We start from the raw sequence: 17629 nt of genomic DNA, 5'->3' as shown, positions 1-17629 counted from the left end.
TATCTTAAAGTTAAAAGGGTCACTTTAAATAAGTGACCCTTTTTTTATATCTACCTACTGAGCGTCAGAGATTCATTAATTCGTCATTCGTTGTGAGGCATTAGGAATGCGTTGTCACTCGTTATGAAAGTTATCAGAAATATCAAACAGCCTCACTACTCTCTAAACTCAAAACTTCAGCGTCAGGTACTGATAAGGTTAAAATAGCCTCTTGGAACAGTGGATTGGCTCGGAATTGATTTTCGATAGTTTCAAACTTACGAGCGAGAGATTCTTCGCGTTGATTGCCTGCAATATCTACTGCTGCCACCATAAATATTTTTTTGGGACCGACCCATTCCAAATGTAAATACGACACGCTATCGACATCTGGATGTTCAAGTAGTTTGCCTAGCACATAACGATGCATTTTATCAGAGACTTTATGGCCTACTAAAAAGTCACGGTTACGACTGATTAAAAATATGGCGACTGCGCCCAAAAGCAAACCAACAATGATAGAGCCAAGCGCATCCCAAAATGGCTGACCAGTATAGGCATGCATACCCATCGCAGCAGCAGCGACAACCAAACCGATCACAGCTGCCAAGTCTTCAAAAAACACGCCGCGTAGCGTTGGGTTCGACGTATCAACGACATAACCAATCGCACTTACATCAATTGCTTCACCATGTTTTTTACTTTGTAGATAAGCCTGTACTAATGAAAACCCCTCAAGTACAAAAGCGATCGCCAATATAATAAAACCAATGGTATAGTTGGTCTCACTCTCCGCTGCATTCCACTCAGTGATACCTGTATAAATAGATACAATAGAGCCTGCCATAAAGACACCAAAAGCGGCAATCATCGACCAGACATACGACTCTTTACCATAGCCCAAAGGATGACTTCTATCAGCAGGTTTCACTGCTTTTTTTTCAGCGACAATCAATAGTGTCCCATTGCCCGCATCTGCCCAAGAATGCGCTGATTCCGCTATCATCGATGCAGAACCAGTCATAAATGCCGCCAACGTCTTCGCAATAGCGATAATAAGATTTGCCCCAACTGCGATTAGTACTGTCGTCAGCGAACTTGAAGACTTATGCTCGGATGCAGAAGTATTATCATCAGACTTCCCAACACCGCGTGTGCGCGTACTTACTATGTTGGGATCATCAGTAGGATGGGATTGTAGGTTGGTATTGGGCGGCTCTAAACTCATACTAAACTCAATAAAACGATACGTGATAAGGCATGTGCACTTTATAGGAGCCATGCTGTTTATGGTAGGTAACAGCTTAGCTTAAAATAGGGCCTTGAAAATATCAGTAGCTTTTTAGTGAGTCATGTCAAAGGGCTTTGAGCTGAGGTATAGGCTTATTTAGGTTTACTGTTAGTCGTATTTTCTGGACTTTCAATCATGTTGTTAATATCGCAACTAGGACGTTGTGAGCTATCCATCCGCAAATTTTTACGCGCCAAACCTGCATCAAAGCGACACTGTTGCATAGGGTTTTTAATGTCAAGCGGTGGAACTGGATTGGGTTTGCCATTGTCATCGATAGCAACCATTGTGAAATAGCAGCTATTGGTATGCCGGATAGTACGTGCGCGCACATCCTCTGCCTCAACACGAATGCCTATCTCCATTGAGGTGGTACCCACATAGTTAACGCTTGCAGCAAAAGTGACCAGCTCACCCACATAAATGGGCTCACGGAACATCACTTGGTCAACAGAGAGCGTCACTACATAACTACCGCTATAACGGCTGGCGCAAGCATAAGCAACTTGGTCAAGCATTTTTAGCAGATCGCCACCATGCACATTACCAATGAAATTGGCCATATCAGGTGTCATCAGTACTGACATGTACAGCTCATGATTTAGAGGCGCTTTTTTGGCTGTTGACGAAGTGTTTAGTTGTGGCATAATCTTCCCGTTTCGCTATGAGCAGTTAAAAGTAGTATAGGTGATTTGCATTAGTGTAACGCAAACCACCTGTTTTGTGACAGCCCTTACCCTCATAACAATGTTTAACTTAATAACATTTATCACATGGAGCCAAATCAGTCTCCCATCCCCTATTAACCATTGAGACAGCACAATATCAGCATGCTACAATGCTAAAAGCAAGGTTATAAGAGCTTATATAAAGGGTAGTATATTCTTTATTTAACATGCTTTTATCTTGTATTGACAATAATTACAACACCATACAACTAGTCTCGATCAACCAGTTTCCCTCCCAGTTAAAAAGGATCTCCCATGAGTGAATTGCAATTGTCTGACCGTGTCAATAGCATCAAACCATCACCGACTCTAGCGATTACCAATAAAGCCAAAGAGCTAAAAGCGGCTGGCAAAGACATCATTGGCCTTGGCGCTGGCGAACCTGATTTTGATACGCCAGAGCACATCAAAAAAGCGGCCATTGATGCAATCAATGACGGTTTTACCAAATACACCGCTGTCGATGGGACACCAGAACTCAAAAAAGCCATCATCGAGAAGTTCAAGCGCGATAACGACATCAGCTATGAGCCAAATGAAATCCTAGTGTCAGTCGGTGGTAAGCAGTCTTTTTTCAACCTTGCTCAAGCCTTTATCAATCCAGGTGATGAAGTCATCATTCCAGCGCCATACTGGGTCAGTTATCCTGACATGGTTATCATCGCAGGCGGTAAACCTGTCATCGTCGAATGCCCAGCGTCGCAAGATTTTAAAATCACAGCTGAGCAGTTAGAAGCCGCCATCACGGACAAAACCAAACTATTGGTATTAAATAGCCCATCAAATCCAACAGGCATGATTTATACTTTGGATGAGCTAAAAGCCATTGCGGAAGTATTGAAGAAGCATCCACACGTCTATGTGGCCTCAGATGATATGTATGAGCACATTCGCTGGACGGGTGATAAGTTCTACAATATCTTAAACGCTGCACCTGAGCTAAAAGAGCGTGCCATCATCCTAAATGGTGTCTCAAAAGCGTATGCCATGACAGGCTGGCGTATCGGCTATGCAGGTGGCCCTGCCAAACTCATCGGCGCAATGAAAAAAGTTCAGTCACAATCAACCTCGTGCCCCGCTTCTATCAGCCAAGTCGCCGCCGAAGCTGCTATTAGCGGTGACCAGAGCGTACTTGCGCCAATGGTAGAAGCTTTTGAGAAACGTTGTGATTTGGTCGTCAATGGTCTAAATGCTATTAAGGGCATTACTTGCCTGCGTCCTGACGGCGCCTTTTATGTCTATCCTGAAATCAAACCACTTATTAAAGCCGCTGGTCTGTCATCATGTACTGAGTTTTCAGCATGGTTATTAGATAAGGTTGGCGTAGCTGTCGTACCAGGTGACGCCTTTGGCCTTGGCGGCTATATGCGCATCTCTTACGCAACGGACGAAGCGACGCTAAAAGATGCCTTATCACGCATCGAAAAATCAGTGGCTGATTTAGACGTTACTGAATAAATTGCAATGAACAGCTGGTTCCACTATTGCTTCTACAAAAAAAGCCGCTTATATACTCTATAGAGTGGCTTTTTCATGGTATTTTTTGATAAAAACCCTCTATCACATCATTAAAATGATAATTTTTACTAATTATGCAAAAAAAGGCTTGACGTATTTTTTATCTTTGCTAGAATACGCCCCACTTAGCAAGAACTCGTTAGAGGCTTTCTAAGCTTGTTGTAAGTCATTACATACTTACAGCCTATTCTCCAATAGCTCAGTTGGTAGAGCAACGGACTGTTAATCCGTGTGTCCCTGGTTCGAGCCCAGGTTGGAGAGCCACATTTTAGTAGTAAAATCTTGAATTATTTGTAATTCAATTATGGCATTTGCCAAAACCCTCATCGATTTGATGAGGGTTTTTTTATGAGTGCTCTACCTATAATACTAGGTCTTATGTTTATCATTGACTAAAACAGCTTATCAGAACTGTCAAATACGTCGTACAGTATCTCTTAAATCTCATTAAAAAAGAAATTATAATAAATAACCATGATTAATGATTTATTTGGTTGACAGTCTACAGCTACTTGGCTAAAATGTGCCCCACATAACGCAAACGAGCTTAGTGCTTGCTATGTCAGACACGTACAGTAGGTTTGCCGTTATCACAGCTTATTCTCCAATAGCTCAGTTGGTAGAGCAACGGACTGTTAATCCGTGTGTCCCTGGTTCGAGCCCAGGTTGGAGAGCCATATAATGAAAACCTTCATCAATATTAGATGAAGGTTTTTTTATGGTTGCTATTTTTACTACTGTAGTGTTTTTTGCAGTGGTTTTGTTGTATGGTAAGTAGTATTGATAACTGTTTGTTTATGACAGCTATCTAAAATGTTTATAAGTAACGACTTCAAGCACTTATTGCAAATGAATAGCTACTATCATTCTCGTTGAAGTTCTTTGTTTTTAGTCACTAAAAGTAATGGTTTATTATGATACCTGTACGCATAAAAAATAAGTTCTCTGATCATCCGCAAAAAATCATGCGCCCAGTCAGCATTCGTCTTTCTGAAGAGATGATTGAGCTACTAGAGGCAACCTCATCAGAGCTTGGGTTCAAACGTATTCAAGGGCTAATCCGCTTGTATATTCGCCAAGGTCTTGACCGTGATCATCAAGATTATACTTTAGCGCATGATGAAGTTTTCATCGAAACTCTGCGTAAGCGTGGTGTCAGCCAACGTATCATCGATGAAGCGATCGTGGTTACGCACAATAATAGTATCACGCATCCGTTGACGGAATTACAAAACGACGACTAGCACTGAGGTTTTTATCGAGCTGATCGTTGTTATTGATAGTTTAAGATAACCCTAAAAAAGCCAGTCGCTAAGTGTATTTTAGTCACTTAGCGACCGACTTTTTTACTTAAAGTATTCTACTTACTTTATTCTCCACCACTGTCTTTACCATTCACTTTGCCATCCCACTTTGCGATATTTTGCCTCTTATTTCCCCTCATTGTCGCCTTCTTTTTTATTATATAAGTCACTAGTATTAAGCATAATTTAACACAATAGCTAATGATGGCTCCTAATACTATTTACCGAAGTAAGGTATATTCTAATTGACGTCGATTATAGAGTTGATTAAAAAAATATAGTCAGTCCTAAGTAAAAGCTGTACAAAGATTAAAAAACACTGTTGAAATTATTTTTTTGCTTGCTATGCACACGCAGCTCGTTGCTGTATATAACTTATTTTAGTGGCTTTTGTTTATTTTATAGTGGATCGATTATAACAAGGAGGTAGATCATGGTAAGGCCTTTAAAGAAGCGCATGATAGCGAGTACACTCATTTTATTCCGTAGCTTTGACTTCCTGCCCATACCTTATAATAAGCACTTTTATCAGCGCTTAGGTACCGCTATGTTGCTTGTTTTGTCACTAGTGGCAGCGGGTTTATTGAGTGGCTGCTCACAGCCGCCAACTGACCCGAGTAAGCAAACCATACCGACGAACTCTGATCATTGGCAAAAAAAGCTAGGCGCTACTTTTGAGCAATTGCCTGAGAGTGATAGACAGCTTCTTAGCCGCTATATGCTACGGATGAAGCTTAGCGATGCTTACGAGTCTGGCGCCATGCCGCGTATAACGATTAAGCAAGCACTAGTACAGCAACGTGAATATGAGCGCCTGCACCCTAACAACCCGACTGGCAAAAAAAGCCCTGTTACGGTCAATCAGCAGATAGATGCTATGAATACGTTGACTTACCCTCTCGCCTTGTTACCTGTAAAAAGTAGTGATAGTGACAGCCTAAATCAGGTAAAGCTGCAGTTTATGCTATCCAATCATGGCTCGGTGCCTATTGAAAGCTTTAAGGGGACTTTGCTGATGAAAAATGCAAAACTGACAGAAGGTAAAAAATTCAATGTTCCGCTTACGCAGTTTAAACCAGCTGTTGAGCCTGAGCAGTCAGGTAAAATCGTCATTGAAAGTAGTATTGAGGATGTGAATGTCATGCGTGCGATTAGGAACGCACAAGATGTTACGATAGAGATTAGTGAGGGTGTTCTACTTTTAACTGATGGTCAGCAGATTGAGTTTAAGGAGGCTCCTCTGGAGTAAACAGCGCTATAGTCAGCACTAAACAAAAGAAGTACAAAGGTTATAACTATATAAAAAATAACCATAAAAAAAGGCCCCAATCAATTAATGATTGGGGCCTTTTAAATTTGGCGGAGACGGAGAGATTCGAACTCTCGAAGGGCTATGAACCCTTGCCGGTTTTCAAGACCGGTGCATTCAACCGCTCTGCCACGTCTCCATTGGTGCATCATTATATAGATATCGTTTCATATTGCAAGCGCATATCTAAAATAAATTAAATTATTTTACTTCTTATTGTTTTTTAGTGAATGTCTGCTTGCTAGAAGCCAGGTGCAAACACATATCAAGTAGCCTATTGGCATAGCCCCACTCGTTATCGTACCACGCAAAAACCTTGTATTGATCATCCACTTGCATGAGTTGCTGCCCATCGATAATAAGTGATTCTGTCTGATGGATGAAGTCACTTGAGACCAATGGTTCATCAGTATAGGCCATAATATCTAGCAAATGCGCTTGACTGGCGGACTTGAGTACTTCGCGTATGGCATCGATACTGATGCCCGATGCGTTAAATACAAACGTTACATCGATTGCTGCGACATTAATGGTGGGCACACGAATAGAATGTCCATTAATCTTGCCCATCATCGCTGGCAACACGCGTTCTGAGGCGGCAATACTACTAGATGTTGTAGGAATGATATTATGACCAGACGCTCGCGCGCGTCTTGGGTCACGATGTGCTTGATCAAGGACCGTTTGATCAGCTGTGACAGCATGAATCTCAGTCATCATTGCGGACTTGACACCAAAGGCCTTATCGAGCGTATCAATCAGTGGCACTAGCGCTTGCGTGGTACAAGAGACACCTGAGACAATCGGTAGCTCACGCGTCAGTAGCTCAGTATTAACACCCATTACGATACAAGCGTCAACATCGTCAAAGGGTGCAGCACCGATGATAACTTGTTGCGCACCTGCTTCAATATGTAGATTGGCTTGAGCATAAGAGCGAAAATGTCCTGTACATTCCAATACCACATCGATACCAAGAGTGTCCCAAGGCAGCGTTTTTGGATCATGCCTTGATAATAGACGAATACAATAGGTTAGATTGTTTTTTGTTAGGCACAGCTGGATGTCACTTTTTGCAGTAGCAGATGGTTTTTGTTCCTTATCAGTGATGCCGTCCTGAACAATTTCGGCACTGACCCCCAGTCTGCTCAAACGCCCATGCGTGCTATCAAACTTCAATAAATGCAACAAAGTCTCAGCTGGAGCCAAATCATTGATAGCCACCACATGAATGGCGCGTCCAAGTACCTCAAAGCGCTCTAGCAACGCACGTAATACGTTACGACCTATACGTCCAAAGCCATTGATGGCGACTCTCAATGGCTGTGTGTGCTCGCCAGCAGCATGAGTCGTCGCTCTTATAGGTTTAGAGTTTAGGTGGTAAGTGGTATTAGAGAATTCAGGCATAACAAAGTATCGCTATAAAGGTAGGAGATGATGTAGGAGCAAAAATAGCAAGTCTATGGTGTAATAAAAATTAGCGCCAATCTAATGGTATTATAATCAATACTTTGCTTAAGACTCTCGTAAATAGGCTTAATTTTTACACTGCCATTATCGTTAAAATCATTAGGATTGTTGGCCACTTTGATTGCCACATAAGCATTACCTACTGCCATCATTGTATCGTCATCAGGACGTAGATGATCACAAGAAAGACTTGGGTCTTGACGTTTTAGATCACTAATATGGCGCATAATCGTTGACTGCGCAAGCTCACGTGTCTGAGCAATATCAGCAATGGACAAGCTTTCTTCTAATAGTAGCCGTGTCGCAAGCAAGGTGTTCTCTGACTTATCTGAGACTTGATTGCCCAACTTTAGCTTCTTATCTTGCTGCGCTTGCTGTTTTTCGCGGCGTTTTTTTTGTAGGCTTGTATAGGCATCAATCACAGACTGGCTCAGCGTACCGCCCGATTTTAAAACAAACTTATCATGCGCCTGCTTCATGCTTTTTTCATCAAGCATCGCATAGTTGGCATCGGCTTCCTCAGATAGTACCAAAAACCGCTTGTCGGCGCCACGCGCTAACGGATCAAGCTGTAAGCTCATCTCATTCATACCCAGCAGTTGTAGTCCTGCCAGCGATTTTAATCGTGACAAAGCTACATAGCCTTGCCCAAGCTCAAAGGTACGCGACAAGTCAATCTCAGCAGCATCTAATGTCATGCCTTGCGACTTATGAATGGTAATCGCCCACGCCAGACAGAGCGGCACTTGCAGGTAGCTTGCTAGTACATCTCCCGTTTCATCTTCGATGATCCATTCTTCAGGCTCAGCGATGACCTCACGACCAGAATTGAGTCTCACCACAGGCATTTTTTGCGTAGTGGGTTTTTTAGCTTTTGGCGTTTCTTCGTCTTTAGCTTTGCCCTTACTTTTTGTGTTCTTCGCAGTATCTGTATCACTATCTGTACTAACATCATCTTCAATTAAAGGGTCACTATGGTCTTTGCTATCATCTACTTTGACTGCCGCAAAACCAATCAGCTCCCCCATCGTGCCATTAGAGACACCAAGCTCAGTATTGTTTTTGATAAACATTACCTTAGCGCCAATTTTGAGAATCAGCTCATCTTGAGTACGTACGGTCTTCTTTAGGGTCTCAACCAACTTGTTATCGCCCGTAGAGGTAGCTTCAAAGCGCATCATATCGCCATCTAACGCTGCTAGTTCTTTGTCGTTGATTTTATTGACGTTAAGATTATGCGTATAGAGACGAGTGCGCTTAATATCGACGTTTTGATCAAAGGTGGCCTCGAGCGCAGCAATTGCTTCAAAAGTGACTTCTTGCCGACGAATTTGGTTCAAAATGTCATCCAAATCAAGACCGCCATTAGCCACCTCGCTCACTTGTCGATGCTGCTCTGATAGATAGCAAATATGAAACTTAGCATCAAGCCAAGCCTCCGACATAAAGGCAAACTTCTCACGATTGCTCTCGCCCTTACTTCCAATCGGTGGGAGCTGAAAAAAATCTCCAGCGACGACGACCTGAATACCACCAAATGCCTTGTCGTTTTTGCGCACATATTTGAGGACCTGACTGACCAAATTGAGCTGCTTGGCGTGGAGCATGGATATCTCATCTATGATTAGCACCGCTGTATCTTTTAATCTATCTGCCAAAAACTGCTTGCGCGATAAATTGGTTAAATCACGATCCGTCAGCTCATCTTTAATGCCAATACCCGACCAACTATGGATAGTCGTGCCGTTCATATGCGTTGCTGCAATGCCTGTACTTGCCGTAACTGCTACTGGTACGCGGCGTGCACGCAGATAATTGATATATTGGTTGAGCGTATAAGTCTTACCTGAACCTGCTGAGCCTGTCAAAAAGACATTTTGACCTGTTTTTAAAATATCAAGAGCAGAAGATTGACGCATATATTCAAACCAATTAAGTTAACAATGAGAAAAAAGTATAAGAAATAAAGTCACCGATTGTATACGTATAATTGAGGCAACTTAAAAAAACAAGGAAGTAAATGCGGCTGCATATAAAAAGTACACTGCGCACACTGGACAAGATTGAAGCCCATACAATGGATAAGTGCTTTGAAGACAACCGCTTAAATTACTTGGCAACGATTATAACAGTTACGCCAGTTTTGCGAACCACTTTAATCTTCAGCGCTTATATAACGTAAAGTTATGCGATACAGAATATATCATTATAAAAAGTCATTATCACTCTGTCTTAAAGCTAAGTACGATAGAGTGAGTAATTAGTCAGGAAGACTAATTATGAAACACGTAAGTATCTATTTTTTATAATATTTTATAAAACAATAAATAAACTTTCCTGTGATCTCTCTCAAACAACACAACAAGGAGTCGTTGATGCTATACGCCTACCCTAATACTGAAGACAGTCCTGTCCAATTCCGCGAAAAATATGACAACTTTATCAACGGTGAGTGGGTTGCACCCGTTGATGGTGAGTATTTCGATAATCCAAGTCCTGTCGATGGTAAAGTCATCTGTCAGGTCGCTCGCTCAAAAGAAGTAGATATTGAAGCCGCGCTAGATGCGGCTCATGCTGCCAAAGACGCTTGGGGTAAGACCAGCGTTGCTGAACGCGCAAACCTACTACTTAAAATCGCTGATAAGATGGAAGCCAATCTAGAAGCCATCGCTATCGCTGAATGTTATGAAAACGGTAAGCCTGTGCGTGAGACTCTCATGGCAGATATTCCATTAGCTATCGATCAATTTCGCTATTTTGCCAGCGCGATTCGTGCCCAAGAAGGTGGTATTAGCCAAATAGATGAAGACACGGTTGCTTATCACTTTCATGAGCCGCTTGGTGTCGTCGGTCAAATTATCCCATGGAACTTCCCTATTCTGATGGCAGTATGGAAAATTGCCCCAGCTCTTGCTGCTGGTAACTGTATCGTCATGAAGCCTGCTGAGCAAACGCCAGCTTCTATCTTGTTCATGCTAGAAACCATCGGCATCGCTGATATTTTGCCAAAAGGCGTACTAAATATCGTGAATGGTTTTGGTGTCGAGGCAGGTAAACCATTGGCTTCTAACCCACGCATTAATAAAGTGGCTTTCACTGGCGAAACGACCACCGGTCGTCTCATCATGCAGTATGCTAGTGAAAACATTATTCCAGTAACGCTTGAGCTTGGTGGTAAGAGTCCAAATATTTTCTTTGCCGATATCATGGACGAAGATGATGATTTCTTAGACAAAGCAGTAGAAGGCTTAGTGATGTTTGCCTTGAACCAAGGTGAGGTTTGTACTTGTCCATCGCGCGCTTTAGTACATGAAAGCATTTATGATGAATTTATCAAACGCTGTATTGCTCGCGTCGAAGCTATCAAAATGGGCAATCCATTAGACACTGACACCATGATTGGTGCGCAAGCCAGCTCAGATCAATTAGAAAAAATTCTTTCTTATCTCGATATCGGTAAAAAAGAAGGTGCAAAAGTCCTAGTGGGCGGCGAAAAAGCCGAACACAATGGCGATCTTGGAGACGGTTACTATGTGCAGCCGACTATCTTCGAAGGTACTAATGACATGCGCGTGTTCCAAGAGGAAATCTTTGGACCAGTACTTGCCGTCACAAAGTTCAAAGACGACGACGAAGCGATGAGCATTGCTAATGACACGTTATATGGTCTTGGCGCTGGGATTTGGACACGCAGTGTACATAAAGCGTATCGTTTCGGACGTGGTATCCAAGCGGGTCGTGTATGGACCAACTGCTATCACATCTATCCGTCGCATGCTGCTTTCGGTGGTTATAAACAGTCCGGTATCGGCCGTGAAAACCATCTAATGATGCTCGATCATTATCAGCAAACCAAAAACATGCTGGTGTCTTACAGTCCTAAAAAGATGGGGTTCTTTTAACTCTATCTCTCAAAGCACTTTATAGAAAAACTGTAAAGTGCGACTTTGATGCTTACTAATCATCTATAGGTAAAATAATTGGCGGTTTGAACGATTGAGTTGAGCGTTAGTGACTGCTATTAATAAGGAGTTACCTTATGAGTAATAAAATGAAAGCGGCTGTTCTACATGAGTTCAATCAACCTCTGCAGATTGAAGAAGTTGACATCCCGACCCCAGGCGCCGGTCAGATTGTGGTAAAAATGCAAGCATCGGGTGTTTGTCATACTGATTTGCATGCGGTTGAAGGAGATTGGCCAGTCAAACCAAGCCCACCATTTATCCCCGGACACGAAGGCGTCGGCCTCATTACCGCTGTTGGCGAAAACGTACATCATGTCAAAGAAGGCGACCGAGTTGGTGTCCCTTGGCTCTACTCTGCCTGTGGTCACTGCACCCACTGCTTAGGCGGTTGGGAGACTCTATGTCTAAAACAAAAAAACTCTGGCTATTCAGTAAATGGTAGCTTTGCAGAATACGTATTAGCAGATGCTGACTATGTGGGCATCATCCCTGAGAGTGTTGACTCTGTTGAGATTGCACCAGTCCTATGTGCAGGTGTTACGGTGTATAAAGGTCTAAAAATGACCGACACCAAGCCGGGTGATTGGGTCGTTATTTCAGGTATCGGTGGACTTGGTCACATGGCGGTACAGTACGCTACTGCTATGGGACTCAACGTTGCCGCTGTCGATATTGACGATGAGAAGCTTGAATTTGCCAAAAAACTAGGCGCAACAGTTACCGTTAATGCCAAGAATACCGATCCTGGTGAGTATCTACAAAAAGAGATCGGCGGTGCTCATGGGGTGCTTGTAACTGCCGTATCCTCTAAGGCCTTTGATCAAGCTTTAACGATGTTACGACGCGGTGGCACTTTGGTCTGTAATGGTCTGCCAACGGGTGACTTCCCTGTCTCTATCTTTAATACGGTACTAAATGGTATTACTATTCGTGGTTCAATCGTCGGTACGCGTCTTGATTTGCAAGAATCGCTCGATATGGCAGCGGAAGGCAAAGTAAAAGCGACCGTAGCGGCTGAACCGCTTGAGAATATCAACGATATTCTTGAACGTATGCGCCAAGGAAAAATCGAGGGTCGCATTGTAATTGACTACGCTATGTAGCCTTATAGCTTTGTGACATTTTGACATTGATCTAATGATTATCGTCTTTAATCATTAATAACAGGTCGTATCATTTCAACCATGCGTTACTAGCAGTTTGAGTTGAAGGGATACGACCTTTTTATTTTCAGCTTTCAGATGTCAGTTGTTAATAATTTTTAATAAGAAGTTATTTACAGTATGAGTTAGCAGTACCCTCAGTTTACTTATAGTCTTTATGCAGGGGAACAACATGACAAGCACGCCTAATGATCAAAAAAGCGCGGTCTCTGGCAGCACTCAAGCTGAAAAAGATTATTTCGCCAAACGTCAGCTTAAAGAAGGTGCGGTTGGCTGGGTTTTATTAATAGGTCTTGGCGTCGCCTATGTCATCTCCGGAGACTTTGCTGGTTGGAACTTTGGCCTAGCACAAGGGGGTTGGGGCGGAATGTTTGTCGCCTTGATAGCCGTAGCTCTCATGTATCTGTGCATGTGTTTATCGATGTCAGAGATGTCCACCATGTTGCCTACAGCAGGCGGCGGATATAGTTTCGCCCGTACCGCTTTTGGCCCTTTGGGAGGATATTTAACTGGTACTGCGATTTTGATTGAATATGCCATCGCACCGGCCGCTATCGCAGTGTTCATTGGCTCGTACTGCGAGTCTTTGTTCGGTATCGGAGGCTGGATCGTATATTTAACATGCTATATCGTCTTTATCGCTATTCACTTAAAAGGCGCAGGCGAAGCATTAAAGATTATGTTTGGCATTACCGCTGTTGCCTGTATTGCCTTAGTGGTATTTATCGTATCGATGTTTCCTCATTTTGATAGTAAAAATCTATTTGATATTGCCGTTGGTACACAAGCAGGAGCAAGTCCGTTTCTACCCTTTGGTTATATCGGGATTTGGGCTGCCGTTCCTTATGCGATTTGGTTCTTTTTAGCGGTTGAGGGTGTGCCTCTAGCGGCTGAAGAGGCTAAAGATCCTGCTAAGTCATTACCACGTGGGCTAATCGGTGCCATGTTGATTTTAGCGTCATTCGCGTTGCTTATTTTATTCTTAGGACCAGGTGCTGCGGGTGCAGATACCTTAAAAGATTCAGGAGCGCCTTTGGTTGATGCCCTAATCGCCGTATATGGTGAAAATACGTGGTTGGCAAGTTTTGTAAACTTCGTTGGTCTCGCAGGTCTGATCGCCAGCTTCTTTTCCATCATTTATGCCTACTCTCGGCAGATTTTCGCCTTATCGCGTGCGGGTTATTTACCCAAAAAACTATCACTCACCAATAGTAATAAAGCGCCTTACTTGGCTCTTATTGTCCCTGGTATTATAGGTTTTCTGTTATCACTTACTGGTGAAGGAGACCTTCTCATTCTCATGGCGGTGTTCGGTGCGACTATCTCATACGTATTAATGATGGCCTCGCACATTAAGCTGCGTTTATCTCGTCCTGACCTGCCGCGCCCTTATAAGACACCGGGCGGCATCATGACTTCAGGTATCGCCCTTGTGTTAGCTTTTCTTGCCGTTATTGCAGGACTAATGGTAGATCCCAAAGTTTGGTTTATGGCAGCAGGGATTTATGTCATATTTATTCTCTACTTTGTCATATTCAGCCGTCATCACTTAGTGAGTGGTACGCCAGAAGAAGAGTTCGCTGAAATTAGAGCCGCGTCAGATGATTTGAGTTAATGATGTTTATAGAGCTTGTATTTTATAGCCTATAAAACGTATAGATAGAAGGTGAACAAAATGGCTTATCAACATACTGTAGGGCAGAAAACCTACCAATTTGAGAGTTTAAAAGTATTACTTGCCAAAGCATCGCCGCGACGCTCAGGTGATGAATTGGCTGGGGTTGCAGCTTCCGACGCCACAGAACGTGTAGCGGCGCAAATGGCTTTAGCCGATTGTTTATTAATCGACTTTTTGGATGACATTACCATCCCGTATGAAGACGATGAAGTAACTCGGCTCATTATGGCACAGCACGATAAACAAGCCTTTGCTAAAATATCCAGCTTTACCGTTGGTGACTTAAGAAACTGGTTATTGGGAGAAACCGCCACAAGGAATGAAATAGCCCAATTAAAATATGCCTTTACCCCAGAGATGGTAGCTGCCGTTAGTAAAATAATGCGCGTGCAAGACCTGATTTTAATAGCAAAGAAATGCCAAGTCGTTACTAAGTTTCGCAACACTATCGGTCTTGATGGTTGCTTATCTACGCGCTTACAGCCCAACCACCCTACTGATGACATGTTGGGCATTTCTGCCAGTATTATCGACGGCTTAATGTATGGCAATGGTGATGCTGTGATTGGCATCAATCCCGCCACTGACAATCTACAAAATTTATCAGAATTACTAAAGCTGCTAGACCATGTGATATCTGAATACCAAATTCCTACTCAATCTTGCGTATTGACTCACATCACCTCCGCTATCCAATTGATTGAGAAAAAAGTGCCCGTTGACATAGTCTTTCAGTCAATTACCGGCAGCGAAAAAGCCAATACTAGCTTTGGTATAGATTTAGCGCTATTGAGAGAAGGCTATGAAGCGGGGCTCAGCCTAAATCGTGGCACAGTTGGTCAAAATGTTATGTACTTTGAAACAGGACAAGGCAGTGCGCTGTCAAGCAATGCACACTTCGATGTCGATCAGCAAACGCTTGAAGCAAGAGCTTATGCAGTGGCTAGAGAATTTAATCCACTGTTAGTAAATACGGTCGTTGGATTTATTGGTCCTGAATATCTGTTTGACGGCAAACAAATCATTCGCGCAGGCCTTGAGGATCACTTCTGTGGCAAGCTGCTTGGTGTCCCCATGGGCTGTGATATTTGCTATACCAATCATGCCGATGCCGATCAAGATGATATGGATACCTTATTGACCTTGCTTGCGACCGCTGGAATCAACTTTATTATGGGTATTCCAGGCTCCGATGATGTCATGCTCAATTATCAAACAACCTCATTCCATGATGCACTTTACGCTAGGCAGCTGCTTGGACTGACCCCTGCCCCTGAGTTTGCGCATTGGCTCAGTGAAAACGGCATTTATACTCAAACGCAAAACAGTATCAAATGGTCAGATAAACCATCCTCTCTACTTTCTGGAATTATGTGAGACTGATAAAACTAGATTTATGAGATATAGCAGTTGTGAACTATGGTTCTAAACTATAAAGGAGGAGCACATGCCTACTAATGATTCACAAATGAATGATTCGCAAATTCAGCAGTCAAACGTTAACACTGACAAGCTGCCAGTTAATGGCAGTCGCTCTGAAACTAGAGACTTTGAAAATAAAAGTTCTAAAACTGATGACTTTGAAACTGATGGTTCTAAAACTGGCGAATTTGAAGCCAGCAAATCTGCTACTGATAAGCAAAATGAATTGGTTCATCTGGATCCTTGGCAGAAACTAAAAGAATATACAGACTCTAGAATCGCGCTAGGACGAGTTGGCTGTAGTATTCCTACCAAGCCTTTATTAAAGTTTCAGCTTGATCATGCCGAAGCCAAAGATGCAGTACTACAAGATTTGGATATCGAACGCTTAGTTAATGATTTATCTACACAATGTCATCTAACTTTTAAAGATATGGACACAGAAGTTGAGGCAGAAGATTCAAAGAAAAGTGACGAACAATCTCTAGATCAATCAGATGAGGTTTGGGAACTATTCAAAGTAATGAGTCAGGCAGAAAACAAATCTGACTATCTTAAACGTCCAGATTGGGGAAGGCTATTAAACACTGAATCTTCTGAAAAATTAGAGTACTTTTTAGAGCAATCAGGCACGGATAAATCTTATGATGTCATCATAGTGATGGGAGATGGTCTGTCAGCACGGGCGCTAGAAGAAAATGGACCAAAGCTGGTCGCGGAGCTATTGCCATTATTTAAAGAAGAAGGCTGGAGCATCGCGCCCTTAGTCATTGCAACGGGCAGCCGTGTGGCTTTAGGCGATAAAATTGCAGAACGTCTCAAGGCCAAAATGCTGGTAATGCTTATTGGTGAGCGACCCGGTCTTAGCTCCCCTGACAGCTTAGGTATTTATTATACTTGGGACGCGCATACTGATAGCCATGACGCCATGCGCAACTGTATCTCTAATGTGCGAGCAGCTGGACTGCCCATTAAAATGGCAGCGAATCGACTATTAGCACTAATGAAAAAATCTTGTGAACTTAAACTATCCGGTGTTGATTTAAAAGATGAGCAAGAGCTGCCAACCCTAGATCAAAGTCAACCAGCGATAAAACTGCTATAAAATAAATTGCATAAATTATTGTCATGACAAGGAGTCCGACATGAAACTTGAAGCTACAAAATCCTGTAAAGAATTAATTGAACTACTAAAATCTAAGCACGGTGACCTGATGTTCCATCAATCTGGTGGTTGCTGCGATGGTAGCTCACCGATGTGTTATCCGTTGGGCGAGTTTAAAGTTGGCGGGCAAGATGTGTTAGTCGGTGAGCTTGCAGGCTGTCCATTTTATATGGGTAAAGCACAATATAAACTATGGCAGCATACCGATCTAACTATCGATGTGGTAGACGGTCGCGGTGCGAGTTTTTCACTTGAGATACCAGAGGGCAAACGCTTTATCGTGCGCTCGGAGATATGTGAAATATAAGTGATTCAATAACTTGGCTCATTATGCCTGTGCTGTCAAAGATGTACTAATTAATTAATACGCCTTAGTCATTTTTATTTATTTATTTTGATTAAATATTGGTTACTGTTTAGTTGTTTATACTCAATTAAAAAACAAACGTTCTTAATATAAGGCAGTGTTTGTTGAATTTAGTTCACAGATAACTTGCATTACTGCTGTTTGAAAGAGTATATTCAAACAATTTATTTATATTTGTTTTCTTGCATGCTTGACCTAAAGTGGTCAAAACATTACTCTTGTTCTGCATTGCATATTAAAAATATTATATTGATAAAAACTTTAAAGGGA

The 17629-nt window shown here is 42.5% G+C and carries 13 protein-coding genes and 3 tRNA genes; 11 read left to right on the top strand and 5 right to left on the bottom strand.

Features of this window, described 5'->3' with window-relative positions; all coding sequences use genetic code 11:
* Positions 1-142 precede the first annotated feature (142 nt).
* Entirely contained in the window at positions 143-1207 is a 1065-nt protein-coding gene (locus ACS8FB_RS00325; RefSeq protein ID WP_439260475.1) for a cation diffusion facilitator family transporter, read from the bottom strand.
* 155 nt (positions 1208-1362) lie between these two features.
* Positions 1363-1917 (bottom strand): acyl-CoA thioesterase, encoded by a 555-nt coding sequence (locus tag ACS8FB_RS00320; RefSeq protein ID WP_299216935.1) that lies wholly within the window; start codon positions 1915-1917, stop codon positions 1363-1365.
* 336 nt (positions 1918-2253) lie between these two features.
* Between ACS8FB_RS00320 and ACS8FB_RS00315 the strand changes: the two genes are divergently transcribed.
* From ACS8FB_RS00315 to ACS8FB_RS00295, 5 genes are all read left to right on the top strand, one after another.
* A complete protein-coding gene (locus ACS8FB_RS00315) occupies positions 2254-3456 on the top strand; it encodes a pyridoxal phosphate-dependent aminotransferase (RefSeq protein ID WP_439260474.1) in 1203 nt (400 codons plus the stop codon).
* 248 nt (positions 3457-3704) lie between these two features.
* Positions 3705-3780 (top strand) — tRNA-Asn (locus tag ACS8FB_RS00310).
* A 337-nt stretch (positions 3781-4117) separates the two neighbouring features.
* Positions 4118-4193, top strand: a tRNA-Asn gene (locus tag ACS8FB_RS00305).
* 237 nt (positions 4194-4430) lie between these two features.
* Entirely contained in the window at positions 4431-4760 is a 330-nt protein-coding gene (locus ACS8FB_RS00300) for a CopG family transcriptional regulator (protein ID WP_299216955.1), read from the top strand.
* Positions 4761-5253: 493 nt separating this feature from the next.
* Complete coding sequence (locus ACS8FB_RS00295) at positions 5254-6069, top strand: hypothetical protein (protein WP_439260473.1); 816 nt, start codon at positions 5254-5256, stop codon at positions 6067-6069.
* Between the two features lie 108 nt (positions 6070-6177).
* Here ACS8FB_RS00295 and ACS8FB_RS00290 read toward each other — a convergent pair.
* The 3 genes from ACS8FB_RS00290 to ACS8FB_RS00280 all read right to left on the bottom strand — a co-directional run bounded on the left by ACS8FB_RS00290 (position 6178) and on the right by ACS8FB_RS00280 (position 9518).
* Positions 6178-6268, bottom strand: a tRNA-Ser gene (locus ACS8FB_RS00290).
* A 74-nt stretch (positions 6269-6342) separates the two neighbouring features.
* Positions 6343-7536 (bottom strand): type I glyceraldehyde-3-phosphate dehydrogenase, encoded by a 1194-nt coding sequence (locus ACS8FB_RS00285; protein WP_439260472.1) that lies wholly within the window; start codon positions 7534-7536, stop codon positions 6343-6345.
* A gap of 53 nt (positions 7537-7589) precedes the next feature.
* Positions 7590-9518: an AAA family ATPase gene (locus tag ACS8FB_RS00280; RefSeq protein ID WP_439260471.1), complete on the bottom strand. Its 1929-nt coding sequence runs from the start codon at positions 9516-9518 to the stop codon at positions 7590-7592.
* A gap of 456 nt (positions 9519-9974) precedes the next feature.
* Between ACS8FB_RS00280 and exaC the strand changes: the two genes are divergently transcribed.
* From exaC to ACS8FB_RS00250, 6 genes are all read left to right on the top strand, one after another.
* On the top strand, positions 9975-11501 hold the full coding sequence (exaC, locus tag ACS8FB_RS00275; protein ID WP_439260470.1) for an acetaldehyde dehydrogenase ExaC: 1527 nt from the start codon (positions 9975-9977) through the stop codon (positions 11499-11501).
* 137 nt (positions 11502-11638) lie between these two features.
* Entirely contained in the window at positions 11639-12667 is a 1029-nt protein-coding gene (adhP, locus tag ACS8FB_RS00270; RefSeq protein WP_439260469.1) for an alcohol dehydrogenase AdhP, read from the top strand.
* Positions 12668-12899: 232 nt separating this feature from the next.
* Positions 12900-14342 carry an ethanolamine permease gene (eat, locus tag ACS8FB_RS00265; protein WP_439260467.1) on the top strand — a complete coding sequence of 481 codons (1443 nt, stop codon included), beginning with the start codon at positions 12900-12902 and terminating at the stop codon, positions 14340-14342.
* Positions 14343-14402: 60 nt separating this feature from the next.
* Entirely contained in the window at positions 14403-15782 is a 1380-nt protein-coding gene (locus tag ACS8FB_RS00260; protein WP_439260465.1) for an ethanolamine ammonia-lyase subunit EutB, read from the top strand.
* A 70-nt stretch (positions 15783-15852) separates the two neighbouring features.
* Positions 15853-16932, top strand: a complete 1080-nt coding sequence (gene eutC / locus ACS8FB_RS00255; RefSeq protein ID WP_439260463.1) for an ethanolamine ammonia-lyase subunit EutC — start codon at positions 15853-15855, stop codon at positions 16930-16932.
* A 40-nt stretch (positions 16933-16972) separates the two neighbouring features.
* Positions 16973-17299 carry a DUF779 domain-containing protein gene (locus ACS8FB_RS00250; RefSeq protein ID WP_439260461.1) on the top strand — a complete coding sequence of 109 codons (327 nt, stop codon included), beginning with the start codon at positions 16973-16975 and terminating at the stop codon, positions 17297-17299.
* Positions 17300-17629: the final 330 nt, after the last annotated feature.

It is taken from the genome of Psychrobacter sp. 1U1, from assembly GCF_051847535.1.
Taxonomy (GTDB): Bacteria; Pseudomonadota; Gammaproteobacteria; order Pseudomonadales; family Moraxellaceae; genus Psychrobacter; species Psychrobacter saeujeotis.
Note: the sequence above shows the minus strand (reverse complement) of the source record. Positions and strands in the feature narration are given on the sequence as shown.

What these genes read in the sequence shown, in the direction of transcription:
- ACS8FB_RS00300 (WP_299216955.1), top strand. Translation starts at nt 4,431, where the DNA reads ATGATACCTGTACGCATAAAAAATAAGTTCTCTGATCATCCGCAAAAA.
- ACS8FB_RS00250 (WP_439260461.1), top strand. Translation starts at nt 16,973, where the DNA reads ATGAAACTTGAAGCTACAAAATCCTGTAAAGAATTAATTGAACTACTA.
- ACS8FB_RS00315 (WP_439260474.1), top strand. Translation starts at nt 2,254, where the DNA reads ATGAGTGAATTGCAATTGTCTGACCGTGTCAATAGCATCAAACCATCA.
- ACS8FB_RS00325 (WP_439260475.1), bottom strand. Translation starts at nt 1,207, where the DNA reads ATGAGTTTAGAGCCGCCCAATACCAACCTACAATCCCATCCTACTGAT.
- eat (WP_439260467.1), top strand. Translation starts at nt 12,900, where the DNA reads ATGACAAGCACGCCTAATGATCAAAAAAGCGCGGTCTCTGGCAGCACT.
- eutC (WP_439260463.1), top strand. Translation starts at nt 15,853, where the DNA reads ATGCCTACTAATGATTCACAAATGAATGATTCGCAAATTCAGCAGTCA.
- ACS8FB_RS00285 (WP_439260472.1), bottom strand. Translation starts at nt 7,536, where the DNA reads ATGCCTGAATTCTCTAATACCACTTACCACCTAAACTCTAAACCTATA.
- ACS8FB_RS00260 (WP_439260465.1), top strand. Translation starts at nt 14,403, where the DNA reads ATGGCTTATCAACATACTGTAGGGCAGAAAACCTACCAATTTGAGAGT.
- exaC (WP_439260470.1), top strand. Translation starts at nt 9,975, where the DNA reads ATGCTATACGCCTACCCTAATACTGAAGACAGTCCTGTCCAATTCCGC.
- ACS8FB_RS00320 (WP_299216935.1), bottom strand. Translation starts at nt 1,917, where the DNA reads ATGCCACAACTAAACACTTCGTCAACAGCCAAAAAAGCGCCTCTAAAT.
- adhP (WP_439260469.1), top strand. Translation starts at nt 11,639, where the DNA reads ATGAGTAATAAAATGAAAGCGGCTGTTCTACATGAGTTCAATCAACCT.
- ACS8FB_RS00295 (WP_439260473.1), top strand. Translation starts at nt 5,254, where the DNA reads ATGGTAAGGCCTTTAAAGAAGCGCATGATAGCGAGTACACTCATTTTA.
- ACS8FB_RS00280 (WP_439260471.1), bottom strand. Translation starts at nt 9,518, where the DNA reads ATGCGTCAATCTTCTGCTCTTGATATTTTAAAAACAGGTCAAAATGTC.